Raw genomic sequence first — 18,465 nt, 5'->3', positions numbered from 1 at the left:
TCTACAAGCATCTTTTTCAAAACTACCTGATAGGGAATGCAACGAAAAATTAGAAGATTTTGTATAAGCTTATGCCAAAAAAAAAGTATGTATGGAACGTAGAAGTCGTTTATGGATAAACTATAATCACAACTTTACATTAAAATGGGAATTTAGCTGGAGATGAAGAAATGACATCAGATGACATAATAGTATACTTTTTCCCTTTTTTTACGCCTTTAGTTTCACAGCATAGCGATATTGCATTCCCGACATTTCTGGCATTTCCAGAAATTCAAGTCTGTCATGAGCAATTAAATATTGAATCCGATATTCTAAAAAGGTGTCGCTTCTCAGCTGGGGCCATTGTGATAATGCCTCACCTATTATTTTTCCCGCGAGTACATATTGCCGATTATCCTCTACCCGCAGTTGACCGATCAAATCCAGCAAAGCCTGATCAAAGTAATCTTCTGGCACAGGATTGATATGGTCATTTTCCCATAATCTCAGCACACTTTCCTGTTCACTAAGCTCCAGCCAATCTTGTTCATGTCGATGTCGATCTTCCATGCTTAAAGCATGAATTTTATCTTTATTTTGTGTCATGAACCGTGCAATTTCTTTCGAATACACCACGTTCATGGATAGAGGAAACTTACTTTCCATGTATAGAGGATCACTCGGCTCCCGTTCCATGGAATCTGTTACATTTACGACCCCGATAGGAGCAGTTCTATTCCGCAAAAGGTATAATGCAAAACGTAATCCGATCTGCTCGTGAGCATTAGAGCCGCACCAGATCGTGATCGACTTATCATCAGAAATTGTAGTAAGAGTAGCCGTCATCTGTTCAATGCGGTGCTCCCAATTTGCGTAATGGAAAAATTCATAATCCACGATCCGTTCAGCCAACCAGTTGTGACGGTTCTCTTGTCCTTCTGGTGTTTCCAGCCTCCACAACGGCCCTATGGAAAATAGGTCATTAAAAGACAGTACTTCACTCTCATAACGCAATCCTGCTCCCGAAAGGCCTACTTTCATGGAGCCAGCAGCGGACTGAGAGAACAGCAGGTGTACATTGTTAGATGACAAGCCAACTGCCTCCTTTCACTGTGATCAATAATATCTTGTCTTTCGACCAGAAATATCTTTAGAATAGGCGTATAGCTATCACATCTTGCTCCACAATAACAATACCACAGGATGGTTACTCGACTGGAGGAAAAGAAATGACATCGGAGTGGCAGAGAATACAGACCAAACTGCCGGAATGGGTGGAACAAAGCCGCCATCAGTATATCCATGGCAAGGTGGCAGCGTATATTCCCGAATTGTCCAAAGCCCCGGCCGACGCGCTGGGTGTTGTTGTGATGAACGGAACCGGCGAGACCGTGGTAGCCGGAGATACCGAAATAAGCTTTACGATGCAAAGCATCTCGAAGGTATTCACGCTTATTTTGGCCTTGATGGATAATGGTGAAGATGTTGTCTTCTCCAAGGTCGGTATGGAGCCTACCGGAGACCGTTTTAATTCCATGCTGAAGCTGGAGCTGGTCGAGCCGGGCATCCCGTTTAACCCGCTTATTAATGCCGGAGCCATCGCCGTGTCCTCTTTGATTCGCGGAAACAGTCCTGATGAGAAGTTTGCCCGTGTCCTGCAATTTTTCCGTCTGCTTACCCGTAATGACAAGCTGGAATATGACCAGGATGTCTACGATTCGGAATCTGCTACAGGCCATTTGAACCGTTCCCTTGCCTATTTCTTGATGGAAAAGGGAATTCTGCGCGGACATGTTGAGGATGTGCTGGAGGTTTACTTCAGGCATTGCGCTGTAAAATTGAATTGTACGGATTTGGCACGCATGGGACTCGTATTAGCCTACAATGGACGTGATCCGGTCACGGGTGTACCGCTGATTCCCCGCCGCTATGTACAGATCGCCAAAACCTTTATGACCACATGCGGCATGTATGACGCATCCGGAGAATTCGCTATTCAGGTCGGACTGCCCGCCAAAAGTGGCGTATCTGGCAGCATTATGACGATGGTGCCCGGACGATATGGCATTGGACTGGTCGGACCTTCTCTGAACCGCATGGGCAACAGTACAGCGGGTGTACACTTGCTGGAGACCATGTCACGGGATTTGGATTGGAGCTTGTTTTAGTTTACGAATAAAAGGGTATTCCCAGCCTTTTAAGGCTTACGGGAATACCCTTTTATTTTACTTACCTGATATGTTAAATGGTTTGGCCATTAACCAGTTTGATATGAATGCGGAACGGATCAGCTACATACTTGCCACCATCGCGTTCCTGCACTTCATATCCTGCCGCAGTCAAACGGGCGACAACGGCCTCCAGTTCCTTCTGATCCGGCACAATCAATTCAAAATAGTCCAGGCCTGCGGCATGCTCGGGAGCTGGAAGCGCGCCTTCCCCTGCCCATGTATTCAAACCCATGTGGTGGTGGTAACCACCTGCGGATACGAACATAGCAGACGAGCCATAGCGGCATGTAATATCAAAACCGAGCACATCGCAATAAAATTGCTGCGCCTTGAGCAAATTAGACACATGGAAGTGAACATGCCCAATTACCGTTCCCTCGGGCAACCCTTGCCATAGTACATTTTCGGAAATTTCGACCAAGCCTTCTGCATCCACAGGATCTGCTCCCATAATGTAATATCCAATAGCATCTTTCTTCCACTGATCACGAGGACGATCCGCATAGATCTCAATCCCGTTATTATCAGGATCATGGATATACAGAGCTTCACTTACATCATGGTCCCCCTGTCCGATTTCAACCTCATGAGCAAGCAGATTACGCAGAGACAGGCCCAGAGCCACGCGGTTCGGAACAAGAATAGCAAAGTGATACAATCCGGCTGCGGATTGGCGAGGGAGAATAACTGCATTTTCAATAAACTTAAGGGTTAGCAGCGGTTGCTTTCCATCGACTGTCAATTCAGCGGTATCCGCCGTTTGACGCAGCAGTTGAAAACCAACGACCTCGGTATAAAATTGAATAGAGCGCTCCAAGTTACTAACCTTTAATGAAACCTGCCCGATTCTGGTGTTGTCATGGATATGTGCTGTCATGAGATTTCCCTCTTTCTACATGGATTGGAGGACTACGCTAATGATAAATTACTGTTCTGATGAGGTACGGCGGTTAAACAAAGAGTCCAGTGACAAACGAGACGTTGGCGCAAATACCAAATGCAGAGCTACCAGAATAAAGGCAATATCCAGTTCATAACCTGCTCCCTGTCCATTACCCATCAAACCACCGGACAATTTTGCTGTGAAAATCGCTCCGATCAATACAATAACAAAAAGTCCAGAGACATAACGAGTAAACAACCCAAGAATTAAAGCAATTCCTCCGACTAGCTCAATTACTGCAACAACATAACCTAAAAATCCTGGGACGCCAATACTGGAAAACCAGCCAGCTACATTGCCCAGCCCCATTTGAAATTTAGCAATTCCGTGCGCCAAAAACAAGATACCCAACGCCACCCGCATAATTGTTGAAATGTTTCTGCTTGCTGAACTCATATTTATCTCTCCATTCTGAATATTTTTTTGCACTCGTATGAGCACATAATAATAATTATTTTATATTACTAATAATTTGGTTAAAAAATAAAATGATCTTGCTCTAAGTTGTAACTTATATAAGTACGATTCAAGCTCAAATTATTAGTAATACGAATAATTATTTTGTAATGTGAATTTATCATAAGAAACTATAGTCTGTCAACAAAATATTTGGTATAATAAATAATAAATTAGTATATATTATATTCCCTTGAAGGAGGAACGCTCCATGGGTATAGGATGCAACATACGCGCCGCGCGTAAACGTAAAAATTTATCCATCCAGCAAATATGCGAACGAACCGGATTATCTCAAGGTTTTATGAGTCAAGTGGAAAACAATAAAACCTCCCCTTCCATTGCTACACTAGACAGCATCGCTAATGCACTTAAGGTACCCCTCGCTTTTCTGCTGCTCAAAGAAGAGGAACGAATGCAGGTGATTCGGAAGGATGAGCGCCGCAAAACGGTTTATGGCAAAAATAAGCTTCAAGTTGACCATTTGGGGGGCCAAGGTAACATCAAAATGATGCTGGTGGACATGCCGCCAGGCTCATCCACGGAAGAAGAGCATGCTCATGCGGGCGATGAGATTCATTTTGTTATGGAAGGCACAGTATATGTGGAGCAAGGCGAGGATTCGGCTACCCTCGAAGCAGGAGATTCCTTTAGCTGGAGAGCAGCCATTCCGCATTATGCCAAAAACATTGGAGAAAACAACGCCCGTATTTTGATTTCTGTATTTCTCGAAGCAGAGAATGAAGCTTAAATTTCATCAAAAAAAGCGCGTACCGGGAAGTCGTTTTTTCACTTCCACGGTACGCACTTTTTATATTGTTCTCACTTAACAGGTCCAACTCTATTTTTTCTTGGCTGCGTCAATGTCTCCAGGATTCAAACCTTGCCAGATATTCGGAATATTAACGGTCTCGGGATGCTCGAATACGAGGAACGCTGTCGGTAAATACCGCTCGCCGTATTCAGAAGAAGGTTTATTCACAATGGCATGATCCTTGACGAGCACAGTCGATGATCCACCATCCAGATTAGCACCGATAACCGCTCCGTGTTTAAGTAAAATGTTTTGCATATCATACAAATTGGCACCGATGCTGTAACCCGGCTGACGACCATCGATAGTCACAAAAATAATGGCGCCGTCTGCTCTTTGCCCCATTGCCGTACGGGGAGCAATTCCCCATCCTTCGCTTGCATTGCGAATGAGACCTTTACCATTCACGATCAGGCGTGGCTGAAAGGTAACCGCTTCTTGCACGTTCATTTTGGCTAGCTCGGACAGCGAATAATGCCCGGCCACCATTTTGCCTTGCTTATCAATCCCTACGATTTGGGCAGAAGCGTTTTTTCCCATATCGTTGTAGTATAGCTGGCCCTGTGAAATAACAACGCCGATCGGCTTAAAGCCATTCCCATTCCAGTTAGGATCGGCAAAGCCGCCACCATTTACGCCTGCAACGGCTCCCAAGCGCTCTACCATACTGGATACTCTTTCTCCCTTGCCTATATTGGCAGGAATCCCGAGTCTGATTTTAGTCGGGTCATGCACCGTCATTACATAGCCGTGATAATTGCGGCCAGATACCTCTTCAACCTCAACCAGTGGCGTTTGCTGCACCTTGGTCGGTGTCAGATCAGGCAGCTTGATCGTATGTCTGTCCTTCTCCTCGCCCATCTGCTCGAAACGGGCCGAATATTCGGCCACTCGCTTCTGCGCCTCCGCCTCACCAATAAAATATTTTGCCCAGTGACGATGTTGTGTAGTGATCAGCGTATCCGCAGCCAAGTAGCGCATGTCCTTGCCAGATGGTGTTAAAAACAGCCACGCGCCGCCCCCGATTCCAGCGAGCAACAGTACAATAAAAAGCCGCCCCATAAAGCGACCGAATTTTCCTTTTCGTTTCTTTTTTTTGTTTTTCTGCCTGCGAGCTGTTGCACGCTGTGGCAAGACTTCCGGTTTCATTCGCCATCTCTCCTGTATGCTGACTTCTGCCTTGAATATAACCGTTCTCTCAACGAGCTGATATGGTTTGTTTTTCAGGACAGCCATGCTGCTGATTCTGATCCTCAGAGGGTAACATATCGGCAGCGACATCTAACGACAATATCATAAACTAATTTTGTAGAATGATAGTGTCAATTTTTTAACAGATTCATCATACCGAAAAAGAACACAATAAAACAGCCCTTCACATCAATGTGAAGGACTATTTGGAAAATTACGTTAGAAACCACGTGGGGTCGGAACCTGTTTCATTTCCATTGCAATCTCTTTTACGGTGCGACCTCCGGTTCAAGCAGCATGAACAGTTCTTTCATTTGTTGTCGCTTGAGCTTCGGACTGAGCACATACAGGGTATCTCCCGGCTTAATCACAGTTGTGCCTCTCGGAGCTATAATTTGCTCTTCTCGAATAATAGCGGTGAACAAAATGTCATCGGGAAGCTGCATGTCCTGTATTGCTTTGCCCACAATGGACATCCCTTCCTGCACTTGAATGTGATTGATCTCCGATGTGGTTTTCCCCAGAGATACCAATTCCAAGAGCGAAGGTGATGACGTTTCGTTAGGGTCCATTAAGCCGAGTTTCACCGCCAGCCACGATATGGTCGTACCTTGTATAATGGCGGAGGTAAGCACGACGAAGAATACGACATTAAAAAACATCGGCCCCACGTCCATTTCATCCAGCAGTGGATAGGTAGCCAGTACAATCGGTACCGCTCCCCTTAGCCCTGCCCAGGATAACAGCGTCTTTTCACGTATAGAGTATCGGGAGAAAAGCAGACTCAGGAACACGCCAATTGGACGGGCTACGAGCATCAGAATAAAGGAAAGCGCCAAACTTTGCCACGCAATACCGAGCAACTGATCGGGAAAAACCAGCAGTCCCAGCAGGACGAACATCATGATTTGCACCATCCAGGCGAAGCCGTTGTTAAAATGAATAATTGACCGCTTGTAGGTCAGGTCCGAATTACCCAGCACGATGGCCATGACATATACTGCCAGCAAGCCGCTTGCCTCCAGTAAGGATGCCGCCGCATACGTTAAGACCGCAAATGCCAGCGCCATGACGGGATACAGACCGGATGAATCAAAATTCATTTTATTAATGGCATATACAGCTATGCGTCCGAGCACAAAACCAACGACCAGACCAAAACCCATTTCCCACAAAAATAGTAGAATATGTACCCAAATGGATTGCTCAGGGTGATGTATCAGCTCAATCAATGTTACCGTGAGGAATACGGCCATCGGATCATTACTGCCGGACTCCGCTTCAAGCGTGGATGTAATTCGTTTTTTGATGTTTTTACCACCTAAAACAGAAAACACCGCTGCCGCATCCGTCGATCCGACAATTGCGCCGAACAGCATGGATTCCATCCAGCTCACACCTAAAATAAACTTGGCGCAAACGCCAATGACCACCGTCGTAATAATGACGCCAAGCGTCGATAATGACATCGCAGGTCGAATGACTGGCTTAACATCTGCAAACTTCGTTTGCATCCCGCCTTCAAACAAAATAACGATGAGCGCGAGAATCCCCACCAACTGCGTAATAAACGCATTATCAAAATAAATAAACTGACTGAGCACCATGCCGACGGCAATAAACAATACGAGCGCAGGCATGCCGAAACGACTGGAAAATTTGGTAGTCAGTACGCCGACCAGCAGCAAGCCGGACAGCAAAAGCACAATAAAATTAATAATAGTTGTCTGTTCCATACGACGGCTTCTCCTATCTTGAAAATAGATGTTCATTTTTTCGCCTTTTATCTATATACCCTCAAATCACACAGAATACTAATCTCAGATAAAAAAATATATATAAAATCAAAAAATCCAGCTCATGAGCTGTGCTAATCGGCACTCCATGAACTGGATTTTTTGATTTTATAGGGCCTTGAACTGCGAAATTCTCAGCGCTTTATGCTTTGGGCTGAATCATATTCGCCGGTACGACATATTGGTCGAACTGCTCTTCGGTCAACAATCCACTACGCAGAGCCGCTTCTTTGAGAGACAGTCCTTCGGTATGCGCGAGTTTGGCGATTTTAGCCGCATTTTCATATCCGATATACGGATTTAATGCTGTCACCAGCATCAGCGAATTGTTCAAATTGTGCTCAATTTTAGTGAGATCCGGCTCGATACCAATCGCGCAGTTGTCATTAAAGGCAACAATTGAATCGGCTAGCAGATTCACGGACTGCAGGAAGTTATAAATAATGACTGGCTTAAACACGTTCAGCTCAAAATTCCCCTGACTCGCAGCAAAGCCGATAGCGGCATCATTACCCATGACCTGCGTTACGACCATCGTAAGTGCCTCGCTCTGGGTCGGATTGACCTTGCCCGGCATGATCGAGCTGCCTGGCTCGTTAGCAGGAATCGTAATTTCACCCAAGCCGCTACGCGGACCACTTGCCAGCCAGCGAACATCATTGGCGATTTTCATTAAATCAGCAGCGAGTGCTTTAACTGCTCCGTGTACGGCAACCACTTCATCATGGCTGGTCAGCGCATGGAATTTGTTTGGTGCGGACGTAAACGTTTTGCCAGTGAAGATGGAAATTTCCGCAGAGGTTCGGTCACCGAACTCCGGATGAGCGTTAATACCCGTGCCCACGGCTGTACCACCTATCGCCAGGTCCTTCATATATTGCACCGTGTCGATGATAATTCGCTTGCTTTTGTCCAGCATGGCATACCAGCCGCTGATTTCTTGACCCAGAGTAAGCGGCGTGGCATCCTGCAAATGAGTACGACCGATTTTAATAATATCCTTAAATTGCTCTGACTTCTGCTGGAAGGTTTCTTTCAGCTTATCAATAGCAGGCAGCAAGTGATCCTCCACTGCAATGACACCCGCTACATGAAGCGCCGTCGGAAATGTATCATTCGAGCTTTGCGACATGTTCACATCGTCATTGGGATGCAGCTTTGCATCCTGTCCCTGCTCTTGCAGCCATTGGCTTCCAAGATGAGCAATCACTTCGTTCACATTCATATTGGATTGCGTACCGCTTCCTGTCTGCCATACGACCAATGGGAAATGGTCATCGACCCGACCAGCAAGAATTTCGTCCGCCGCATAAATAATAGCGTCCTGCTTCTCCTGTGACAGCTTGCCCAACTTATAGTTGCTGATCGCTGCACTCTTCTTGAGCACTGCGAACGCCTGAATAACCTCTAACGGCATTTTCTCCGAGCCAATCGGGAAATTTTCCTTGCTGCGCTGTGTTTGCGCTCCCCACAGACGGTCTGCCGGTACTTTGATTTCACCCAACGTATCTTTTTCGATGCGGTAGTTCAATTCATTTCCTCCTCTTGGCCTATGTAATTCAGACAATATATGGTGACTTCCTTGCCTATTATACATTAAATTTCAAAGGTTATCATATATATTGCAAGCGCTTTTTTACGATAGGCCGGAGGAGGAATGTATCGTCAGCGACATACCAGGGAGGTCGGTTCAGCTAATGGTGATATTGCCTTTAGCTCGAACCTCTTTTCTGCCCAGCAGCTTATTCAGCGCGTCGATGTAAGCTTTGGCACTGGCTTCCAGAATATCTGTACTTGTGCCTCTTCCACGGGCGGTGTATTCTCCTTGTCTCAGAACAGCATGCACTTCTCCGAGCGCATCCTTACCGTACGTTACAGATTGGATCGAATAATCCTCCAATTCCACTTCTTCACCACTAGCCTTGTCTATAGCATGAAAAATCGCGTCTACGGAGCCGTTGCCCATCGCCACTTCATCAATAACTGCTCCATCCTGCTTAATCAGTCGAATGGATGCCACCGGAACCGACTGATTGCCATAGGATACCTGGATGGAATCCAGCGTGTAAATCTGCGGGGAGGCGCTGCGACTCTCATCCATCAGGACGAGCAAATCTTCATCCAGCACCTGTTTTTTCTTGTCCGTCAAGGCTTTGAATTTACGGAACGCCTCCTGAAGCTGCTCCTCTGTCAAAGCATCAAACCCCATGTCCGCGAGCTTTTCCTTGAACGCATGTCGCCCCGAGTGCTTGCCGAGCACAAGCTTACTCGTCTTCAAGCCGATGCGCTCCGGGGACACGATTTCATATGTCGTACGCTCCTTAAGCATCCCGTCCTGGTGAATACCGGACTCGTGGGCAAAAGCATTCACTCCAACAATGGCCTTGTTCCCTGGTACGGACATCCCCGTGCGTTTGCTCACCAGGCGACTGGTGGCATACAATTCCTCCAGAACGAGATCCGTTTTTGCATCATAAAGCTCGGTTCTGGTATCAAGGGCCAGCGCGACCTCCTCCACAGGTGTATTTCCAGCACGTTCCCCGATGCCATTGATTGTGCCTTCAAACTGATCTACACCATTACGGATGGCCGCCAATGTGTTAGCTGTTGCCATGCCGAGATCATCATGACAGTGGGTGCTGAGCTGTATTTTTTCGATGCCCGGCACTTGGGCTTTTACGATTCTGAACATTTCGCCGAACTGATCCGGCGAAGCATACCCAACGGTGTCCGGTAGATTGACAACCGTTGCTCCAGCACGGATCGCCATATCCACGACCTCGCAAATAAAGTCCAGTTCAGTACGACTGGCATCCTCCGCCGAAAATTCCACCTTATCAAAATACTTTCGTCCATAACGAATAGCTGCGGCTGCGGTCTCCAGTACCTTCGTCTTATCCATTCGCAGCTTGTGCTGGCGGTGAATGGGTGAGGTAGCCAAAAACAGATGAAGACAGGCGTCCTCCGCTCCCCGTAGTGCCTCTCTGACCGCATCTATATCCTGCTCTTTCGAACGTGCAAAACCAACCAAGGTTGAGTTGGTAACCTGTTTGGCAATCTCCTGCATGCTGAATATCTCACCTGGCGAGGTAGCCGGAAAACCGGTTTCTATCCGATCTACGCCCAATTTTTGCAGTTGAAGGGCGATTTCCACCTTTTCTGTACTGGTCAGACTAACTCCTGGTGATTGTTCTCCATCTCTTAACGTTGTGTCCAACACCCATATTTTGCGCATTCAGAACCCACCTTTGGTTTTATTTTAGGAGATGTTCGATAAAAAAGATTTACAATTCAATTTATTCATCCGATCATCTGATGTTTAAGATTAAAAAAATTATGAATTTCCCATATGCTTTTGCAGCTCCAGCTTGGTTCCATCCAAATGCTGAATACTGTACAGCTCGGCAGCCTTGGCATCCTGATCGCGGATCGCTTCATATATTTTCTCATGCTGAAGTGTAAAAGGATTTTGCATCGCCGGATCGGTTACGAGATTTTTCAGCGCCTTCCGAATCGCCTCTACAAAGCTGCGATACACATCTATAAGCACTTTATTACGTGTAGCCCCGGCAACAGCCAAGTGAAAAGTGATATCCGCATCCAGATACCCGTTCAAATCTCCAGCGGCCAATGTCACGGCACGACGGTCCAGCGCCTCGCGCATCAAGCGTAAATCTTCATCCTTACGTCGTAAAGCAGCCAGCCTGGCAATTTCCAGCTCCAATACACTCCGCACCTCATAGACTTCAATTATTTCAGCGCGACTCAGTCGGTAATCCAGAGGCTCCTGGGAAGTCATCGGTTGGCATACAAAGGTTCCGTGTCCTTGTTTTTTCTCTAATAGACCGGCATGTACGAGAACGCTGACCGCTTCACGCACCGTGGAACGCCCTACTCCAAAAAGCTTCATCAGCTCAGGCTCTGTCGGAATTTTTGTACCCACATCCCATTCACCAGTAGCTATTTTTCGTTGCAGCTGTTCAGCCACTTCATCAGCGATTTGCTTGCGTTTGACAGCTTGAAAAGGTATCATTTCCTGATTCATCTGATCATCTCCTGTTTCGTATCATACTATGACGGCTTGCCATCCTGCAACCTGTTTTTCATGTTCCTTTCCTCACTAAACATTCTTCTACCTGTAATATTTGTCTTCTCCACCTCTCCCATCAACAAAATAAAGCCCGCACCGTTGGACACGATACAGGCTTATTCCGATAAAATATAGGCTAGGATTTCGATTGTGCAGGTGTGACACAATATAAACGGCTGGTTGCTTCAAAAATATGGCCTGGAGCAAGTGCAATCAACCCGATCTCCTCCGCAGGCAAGTCCGGACGATTCGGTGCATTGATCATGTTCATTTGCGGCTCAGGACAGATGAATTCCTTGTTCGCTTTGTTATTCCAGATCATCCAATGCTTATAGGCCGTGCCTACATCGTATACGAGAGTAGCGCCTGTCTTACTGTGTGTCAGCTCCATATAGTTGCGTCCATTTTGCGGAGCTGCCGTGTAATGATTATCCATGGAGGCAAAATAAGGACTCACTCCCGTTGTCTTCAGCAGTTCCTCTTCCGGTGACAATGGCTGGAACTGTCCTGTGGCTAACAACCGCTCCGTCAGCTCGCGACGCTCACCGATGGTAACCTTAATTTTGTAGTCTTCCGGCGAACTATCCGGTACGAACGGAACCCGAATCGCCGTGTGAAAGGCATACAGGTTTGGAATCGGCTGATCACCCTCGTTGTGGATCACATAACGCTGATGCAGTCCAAATTCGTCCAGGCTGTACGTCAGCTTGATGGTAAAGGTGAACGGCAAATACCGGAACATGGGATGTCCTTCCCTTACATGCTGATTCATTACCACATAGCTGCCCTGTTCTCCAGATCCGTAGTCCTCAACCTCCCACCGGACGGTGTGTAAAAAGCCGTGCAAATGGTTATGGGTCGCCGTTTCATTGATGGGCAGTTCATATGTAACTCCATTCCACAGAAATTTGCCATCCTCATACCGATTCGGAGGAAACAGGAACGGAATCCCATAGACTGACGGACTTTGTTTAAAAGCCTCTATGCTGTCAGCTTCCGGCTCGCGGAGAAATGAATATCCTGTCTCATTGTCACGAAAAGAAATCAGATTTGCGCCGTTTCCCGGCAGGGCTACCGCTTCATAACGCCCGAATTTAAGGCGAATCGCCGGTATTCCATAATAAAGGTCACCAATTGCAGCATGCTGATGTGTCATCAAAAATCCTCCTTGATGAATGACGATGGTTAATGAAAGCGTTTAGCTTTTGGCTTGACTATACCATGCTGAGCAAAAAAATTCCATGCCAACACAAAAAAACGATGCCCCGTAAGGCATCGTCCTTTCCACGTCACTACACATAGCGCCCCTGCTTGGGTACAGCCTTGTGCTCAAAATCCTCCGCCAGTCGTTCCAACTGGGTTGTCAGCTCATTTCCCTGCATGTAGTGACCATGTCCCGTAACAGCAATCTCCGGCTTTAAACCGGACAGCAGTTCCACTGACCGCTGCGCTGCCTGCCAATCTGTCGTAAAATATGCAGGCGGACCATGTATTTCTTTTTCCTGTAAAATAACTGCCAGCGCCGATTCCTGTTTTACTGTAATAAAAGCATCTCCAGCTACCAGCAACCGTCTGCGTTCATGAAAAAGCGATATGTGACCCGGCGTATGTCCAGGTGTATGCAGCCACTTCCACCCAGGCGCACCCGGCACACTGCCATCCTCAGGCAGACGGGTGATGCGATCATCCAGATCAATGGCATCATTGGGATATAAAAAGGAAACGCTCGACAGCAGACCTCCACCCACGCTGGGATCAGGTTGTTGGTAATCCTTCATCCCCGTCAAGTAAGGGAGCTCCAGCGGGTGCGCATACACAGGGGTACCCCAATGCTGAACCAGTTCAATGACCGATCCCACATGGTCAAAATGCCCGTGAGTGAGCACAATAGCAACGGGAGGGCCAGCGAACCGTTCCTCAGCCAAGCGAATAATCGAGTCTGTAAACCCCGTCATCCCCGTATCCACCAGTACCCAGGATCGACTTCCCGGCTCCCCGATAAAACACACATTTACAAACAGCGTCCGTAAGCTCAGAAGATCGGGAGCAGCCTCTTCATTTGCCGTCATTCCTTCGGTGAACAGATGATTTGCCAAACCGTCATCCTCCCCATTCACATGGAAATTGCTGTCATTATCGACCTATAGGCTTCCCCCATGTCGGCAGATTATGCGGACACTGCTAAATATAATCCGCTTGTCACGAAAATAGACCATGTTTACATTACTCGGGTAATTTACTCCATGCCGCATCAAGCAAATAATCAAACAAATCATCGTTCTCTTCAATCCATGCATCCATACGCAGCATCTCTTCCTCTACCCGTGGCTCCCCTGCAAAATGGAGACTGTAATCCCACTCTTTGCCCCTTTTGCTATGGAACGTAATTTCGTATACAGAGGTCTGTCCGTCTACTCCAAACACGACCTGACCCAAGTATGCACCATTCTCATCTCTAGTCATCTGTGCCTGCTGAATATGTACTTCCTGTACTTCCTGAGATGCATTTTGATCCGTCATTCCTCTATCCGCCCTTTCATTTTCGCCAAAATGTACCAAAATGGATTTGTGAACCTTTTCGTTACATTGTACAATATATAAGCCGTGTGTGGAATTTGCAAAAAAACTGCGCAGGCAACCCCAAGCCCTGTTAAGGGCCTTTTCGTGAAATGGAGGAAAGTTACATGTCAGATTTTCAACAAAAATTGCAAAAATATGCCGAGTTAGCTGTTCGGGTGGGGGCTAATGTCCAGCCTGGGCAAACACTCATCGTTCATGCTCCCATCCTGTCCGCTGAACTTGTGCGGCTTATTGTCAAATCCGCGTATACCGTCGGAGCCAAGCTGGTTAAGGTAAAATGGAGCGACGAAGCCATCACTCGCCTGCAATATGAACTGGCTCCTGATGAGACTTTTAATATTCCTCCCAAATGGTATGCGGCTGAAATGACCGAAGAGGTCGAGAACGGCGCAGCGGTACTGCATATCATAGCAGAAAATCCGGATTTGCTTCAAGGTATCCCGTCCAGTCGCATTACTGCGGCTCAGCGTGTGCGTTCACATGAATTGCGCCAATACCGCGAACTTCAAATGGCCGACAAATTCAGTTGGGCTCTGATTGCTTACCCTTCCGAAGAATGGGCTGCCAAAGTATTCCCGAATCTGCCAGCTTCCGAACAAATGGATAAGCTGTGGGAAGCCATTTTCAGCACCGTGCGTGTGGATCTGGACAACCCGGTAGAAGCATGGAAAGAGCATTTGAAAACACTCTCCAGCAAATCAGATATTTTGAATGCCAAACGCTATAAAAAGCTGCATTATTTGGCCCCAGGTACCGATCTTACCATCGAATTGGCTAAAGATCACCTGTGGGTTGCAGCCGAAAGCGTCAATCAGCAAGGACATACCTTCGTAGCCAATATGCCTACCGAGGAAGTGTTTACTGCCCCGCTCAAAACCGGAGTGAACGGCAAAGTAAGCAGTACCAAACCGCTCAGCTACAGCGGAAATATTATCGACAACTTTACGCTGACCTTTGAAAACGGACGCATTATCGATGTGCAGGCTGAAACAGGCTTGGAGACTCTTCAGCATCTCGTTGAAATGGATGAAGGCTCCCACTACTTGGGCGAAGTCGCTCTTGTGCCTCACCATTCCCCCATTTCGGATAAGAACATTTTGTTCTATAATACGTTGTTTGATGAAAATGCTTCCAACCATCTGGCCATCGGCAATGCCTATGCATTTAACCTCAAAGGCGGCAAGGACATGAATCAGGAGCAGTTGGCAGCCAACGGCCTGAATTCCAGTCTGACACACGTCGATTTTATGATCGGCTCAGGTGAAATGGACATTAACGGCGTCACCGAGGACGGTACCGAGGAACCCATCTTCCGCAAAGGAAACTGGGCGATCTAAAAAGACAAAAAAGGCTCACGCCGCTGTCATGCGGAGGAGCCTTTTTTCTTCATTCAACGGGTTATGTCACAGATACTTTACAAATTACGAAGCCACTGATTTACTGTAATTCCAAAGACAACTTGCACTATGCTGATGATTAAAAAGACAATAAGGCAACTTACGATTCTTCGATTCGTGGATTGGTGCATGGATAAAGCGGATTTTACATAAAACATGCTGCCCAATATCCCAAAACACAAACCAAAGATACCCGCAAACAGCCAGCCTATGACCAAGCTCACCACTACAAAAGCCCAACTCCAGCCCGGAACTTTAGACACGGGCACGTAAGGCTGATTGGAACCCAGATATACGCCATCCACGGCCAAATCCGCTTTGTTGCCGATGACGACAACATTTACAGCTTTATTCGTCAATCTGATGGGGAAATCGACCAAATTCAAAAAAGCATTCTGGCTTTTAACCTTCTGTACGCTTCCATTCACAATAATTTTCCCTCCGCCGAGGCTACGCTTGTACTCAATTTCATACTGAGTTCCATTATCTTCTACATTCCATTTTGTCATTGCTCTACTCCTCTCAAGTTTTAGGCTAGCCGTAGATATACTTCCGACATTTCCTAATTATGTACTGTAAAAATCATAACATAAGCTGCAAGTTAAATAATGGAAAAAGGCCGCTTATTAGCGACCTCTTCGTGTATTTCATATTGTATTGGTGTTAGTTCGTATGTCCAATTTTAGCTTTGTAAGCAAGGGAATACTGGTCAGCAGCTAAAATCGCATCCAGCACATCGTCCGCTGTTACTGCAAATGGCAGATTATGAGCAGTTTCGCCTTCTTTCGTCGCCGCCTGAGCTACACGGTACAGATCCTCGCGGGAGGCTTCCTGGAGCTTGACGTCCTCCAGCGTGACGGGCAGATCCAGCTTCAGATAAAAATCGATATACCGTTCCACCTCGGCCAAAGTTCTTTTTTCTAACGTAAGCTGTACCAAGGTACCGAAAGCCACCTTCTGACCATGCGTCAAGTGATGAATATCCCCTTCCAGCACGGTAAAACCGTTGTGTATCGCATGTGCGCCTGCCAAGCCACCACTTTCGAATCCTAGCCCACTCAGCAGCGTATTGGCTTCTACCACTGCTTCAAGCGCAGGTGTAACCACTTTGCGCTTCACGGATTCATAGGCTTGCAGCCCGTAATCGAATAGAACCTCTTCGCACTTGGCCGCAATTGCTTCGGCTGCCAAGGTTGGCAAGCCGCCAGCCATCGTTGTCGCCCGCGCCTCGATGACGGCACGAGCTTCAATCCATGTTGCCATTGCATCCGCAATGCCGGAAGAGAGGAACAATGGCGGTGCTTGGGAAATAACCTTTGTGTCGACCAGGATCAAGCTTGGATTTTTACTAAAAAAAGAATACGTATCAAATGCGCCCTCATCCGTGTACAAGACAGATAGCGCACTGGTCGGAGCATCCGTGGAGGCTGTCGTTGGGATAATGACTACCGAGGAACCAAGCACCTCATTAACCGCCTTGGCGGTATCCAGCGTCTTGCCGCCGCCTACACCAATGACAATATCGACATGCCCGCTTCGTCCCTGATCAGCAATACGGTTCACTTCGTTTTTGGACGCTTCCCCTTGAAACTCCACCTTTACCGATGTAATCCCCGCCTGTGCCAGACTTTTCACTACCCGGTCGGCTGCGATACCCCATACCAGCTTGTCGGCAATAACCAGAGCAGTATGACCTAATGGCTTGACATATTCACCCGTTTTATCAATCACATTTTTCCCTTGCACATATTTACCCGGACTAATAAATACTTTTTCGCTCATCGTTCAACGCTCCCTTCCAAGTTTGTACAATTCCTATTATACAGCCGGAAGAGCACACATCTCAATTTCAAACCCCAGATCTTCAATCATTTGATGATCGGCTGTGACTTCTTGTCCATCTGTCGTTAAATAATCGCCTACGAAAATCGAATTGGCTGCATACAGGGATAAGGGTTGCAGTGTCCCCAAATTCAGCTCCCGTCCGCCTGCGACACGAATTTCCTTGGATGGACAAATGAAACGAAACAGCGCCAGTACCTTTAATGCTCTGATCGGAGATGTGCGCTTTGCTCCTTCCAGCGGGGTTCCAGGGATCGGATTCAAGAAATTGACTGGGATGGAGTCGGCACCGATTTCCCTTAACGCATAACCCATTTGGACGATTTCCTCATTTGTTTCCCCCATTCCGATAATCACGCCGGAGCATGGTGACATCCCGTGAGATTGAGCCGTTTTAACCGTTTCAACACGTTGATCGTATGTATGTGTGGTTGTAATGGACGGATAGTTGGCCTTGCTCGTGTTTAAATTGTGATTGTAACGATGGACTCCCGCCTCTGCCAACCGGCGGGCCTGATCTCCTTTGAGAATCCCAAGGCACGCACAAATTTTAAGTGGCATCGTACTGGTAATTTCCTGTACCGCCTCAATTACCTGATCCAACTCTCGATTTGTTGGACCCTTGCCGGAAGCTACGATACAATATGTACCTGCTTTCCTCGCTAACGCTTCACGGGCTCCGGCCAGCAGAGACTCCTTGTCCAGCATACTGTATTTGCTGACAGGTGCGGTGGATACGATGGATTGTGAGCAATAGCCGCAATCCTCCGGGCACAGACCGCTTTTGGCATTCATAATCATGTTGAGCTTTACCTTTTTACCGTAAAAATGATGACGCACCCGAAATGCAGCTTGCATAATCGACAAAATTTCCTCATCGTCCGCTTCCAGCACCGCCAACCCTTCTTCGAGTGTCACATTGCCGCCGTGGATCACATTTTCAGCCAGCGAGTACCAATCCATAACCTCATTGGACCATTTCATACGTTATACCTCCCTATTTTAAATGAACATGCTAACAGATACGTTTCTCAGGCGAAATTCCCTTTTTAATTGTCAACCAAATAAAAATATAATAGGTTGACAATAATACAGTTCATCATATCAATTCATGTCTCATGTGTAAAGATGCCAAAATCAAAA

Annotated in this window: 17 protein-coding genes; 3 read left to right on the top strand and 14 right to left on the bottom strand. The window is 46.9% G+C overall.

The genetic code is table 11. The features are described 5' to 3' along the window. Positions 1-210: 210 nt before the first annotated feature. Positions 211-1,074 carry a DUF1835 domain-containing protein gene (locus ACWXW9_RS01900; protein WP_494928021.1) on the bottom strand — a complete coding sequence of 288 codons (864 nt, stop codon included), beginning with the start codon at positions 1,072-1,074 and terminating at the stop codon, positions 211-213. Positions 1,075-1,211: 137 nt separating this feature from the next. Here ACWXW9_RS01900 and glsA point away from each other — a divergent pair, with 137 nt between their 5' ends. After that, positions 1,212-2,150: a glutaminase A gene (glsA, locus tag ACWXW9_RS01895; protein WP_494928020.1), complete on the top strand. Its 939-nt coding sequence runs from the start codon at positions 1,212-1,214 to the stop codon at positions 2,148-2,150. A 73-nt stretch (positions 2,151-2,223) separates the two neighbouring features. Here the strand turns inward: glsA and ACWXW9_RS01890 are convergent, their stop codons facing one another. Both ACWXW9_RS01890 and ACWXW9_RS01885 read right to left on the bottom strand, forming a co-directional pair. Then, positions 2,224-3,090: a VOC family protein gene (locus tag ACWXW9_RS01890; RefSeq protein WP_494928019.1), complete on the bottom strand. Its 867-nt coding sequence runs from the start codon at positions 3,088-3,090 to the stop codon at positions 2,224-2,226. Positions 3,091-3,138: 48 nt separating this feature from the next. Continuing rightward, positions 3,139-3,552, bottom strand: a complete 414-nt coding sequence (locus ACWXW9_RS01885; RefSeq protein ID WP_494928018.1) for a DoxX family protein — start codon at positions 3,550-3,552, stop codon at positions 3,139-3,141. Positions 3,553-3,823: 271 nt separating this feature from the next. On the opposite strand from ACWXW9_RS01885, the gene ACWXW9_RS01880 reads away from it, so the two are divergent. Continuing rightward, on the top strand, positions 3,824-4,363 hold the full coding sequence (locus ACWXW9_RS01880; RefSeq protein ID WP_494928017.1) for a helix-turn-helix domain-containing protein: 540 nt from the start codon (positions 3,824-3,826) through the stop codon (positions 4,361-4,363). A gap of 90 nt (positions 4,364-4,453) precedes the next feature. Here ACWXW9_RS01880 and ACWXW9_RS01875 read toward each other — a convergent pair whose 3' ends face one another. The 8 genes from ACWXW9_RS01875 to ACWXW9_RS01840 form a co-directional block, all read right to left on the bottom strand. Then, the gene (locus tag ACWXW9_RS01875) at positions 4,454-5,575 is read right to left on the bottom strand and encodes a phosphodiester glycosidase family protein (protein ID WP_494928016.1); all 1,122 of its coding nucleotides are present in this window, start codon (positions 5,573-5,575) and stop codon (positions 4,454-4,456) included. Positions 5,576-5,886: 311 nt separating this feature from the next. After that, the gene (locus tag ACWXW9_RS01870; RefSeq protein WP_134914678.1) at positions 5,887-7,353 is read right to left on the bottom strand and encodes a potassium/proton antiporter; all 1,467 of its coding nucleotides are present in this window, start codon (positions 7,351-7,353) and stop codon (positions 5,887-5,889) included. 202 nt (positions 7,354-7,555) lie between these two features. Then, a complete protein-coding gene (gene fumC, locus ACWXW9_RS01865) occupies positions 7,556-8,944 on the bottom strand; it encodes a class II fumarate hydratase (protein ID WP_494928015.1) in 1,389 nt (462 codons plus the stop codon). A 159-nt stretch (positions 8,945-9,103) separates the two neighbouring features. After that, the gene (locus ACWXW9_RS01860) at positions 9,104-10,648 is read right to left on the bottom strand and encodes a 2-isopropylmalate synthase (RefSeq protein WP_494928014.1); all 1,545 of its coding nucleotides are present in this window, start codon (positions 10,646-10,648) and stop codon (positions 9,104-9,106) included. 99 nt (positions 10,649-10,747) lie between these two features. After that, positions 10,748-11,458 (bottom strand): FadR/GntR family transcriptional regulator, encoded by a 711-nt coding sequence (locus tag ACWXW9_RS01855; protein ID WP_494928013.1) that lies wholly within the window; start codon positions 11,456-11,458, stop codon positions 10,748-10,750. A 181-nt stretch (positions 11,459-11,639) separates the two neighbouring features. Beyond that, positions 11,640-12,659 carry an aldose 1-epimerase gene (locus ACWXW9_RS01850; RefSeq protein WP_494928012.1) on the bottom strand — a complete coding sequence of 340 codons (1,020 nt, stop codon included), beginning with the start codon at positions 12,657-12,659 and terminating at the stop codon, positions 11,640-11,642. Positions 12,660-12,795: 136 nt separating this feature from the next. Continuing rightward, positions 12,796-13,599 (bottom strand): MBL fold metallo-hydrolase, encoded by an 804-nt coding sequence (locus ACWXW9_RS01845; protein ID WP_494928011.1) that lies wholly within the window; start codon positions 13,597-13,599, stop codon positions 12,796-12,798. Between the two features lie 127 nt (positions 13,600-13,726). Continuing rightward, positions 13,727-14,023, bottom strand: a complete 297-nt coding sequence (locus ACWXW9_RS01840; RefSeq protein WP_494928010.1) for a hypothetical protein — start codon at positions 14,021-14,023, stop codon at positions 13,727-13,729. A 164-nt stretch (positions 14,024-14,187) separates the two neighbouring features. Between ACWXW9_RS01840 and ACWXW9_RS01835 the strand changes: the two genes are divergently transcribed. Continuing rightward, a complete protein-coding gene (locus tag ACWXW9_RS01835; protein ID WP_192511095.1) occupies positions 14,188-15,420 on the top strand; it encodes an aminopeptidase in 1,233 nt (410 codons plus the stop codon). A gap of 77 nt (positions 15,421-15,497) precedes the next feature. Here ACWXW9_RS01835 and ACWXW9_RS01830 read toward each other — a convergent pair whose 3' ends face one another. The 3 genes from ACWXW9_RS01830 to bioB form a co-directional block, all read right to left on the bottom strand. Continuing rightward, positions 15,498-15,989 carry a hypothetical protein gene (locus ACWXW9_RS01830; RefSeq protein ID WP_494928009.1) on the bottom strand — a complete coding sequence of 164 codons (492 nt, stop codon included), beginning with the start codon at positions 15,987-15,989 and terminating at the stop codon, positions 15,498-15,500. A gap of 154 nt (positions 15,990-16,143) precedes the next feature. Continuing rightward, positions 16,144-17,262, bottom strand: a complete 1,119-nt coding sequence (locus ACWXW9_RS01825) for a glycerol dehydrogenase (protein ID WP_494928008.1) — start codon at positions 17,260-17,262, stop codon at positions 16,144-16,146. A gap of 36 nt (positions 17,263-17,298) precedes the next feature. Beyond that, positions 17,299-18,306, bottom strand: a complete 1,008-nt coding sequence (gene bioB, locus ACWXW9_RS01820) for a biotin synthase BioB (RefSeq protein WP_494928007.1) — start codon at positions 18,304-18,306, stop codon at positions 17,299-17,301. Positions 18,307-18,465: the final 159 nt, after the last annotated feature.

This window comes from Paenibacillus sp. LT-B23, from assembly GCF_059417685.1.
This window is presented reverse-complemented; position numbering and strand designations above follow the sequence as displayed.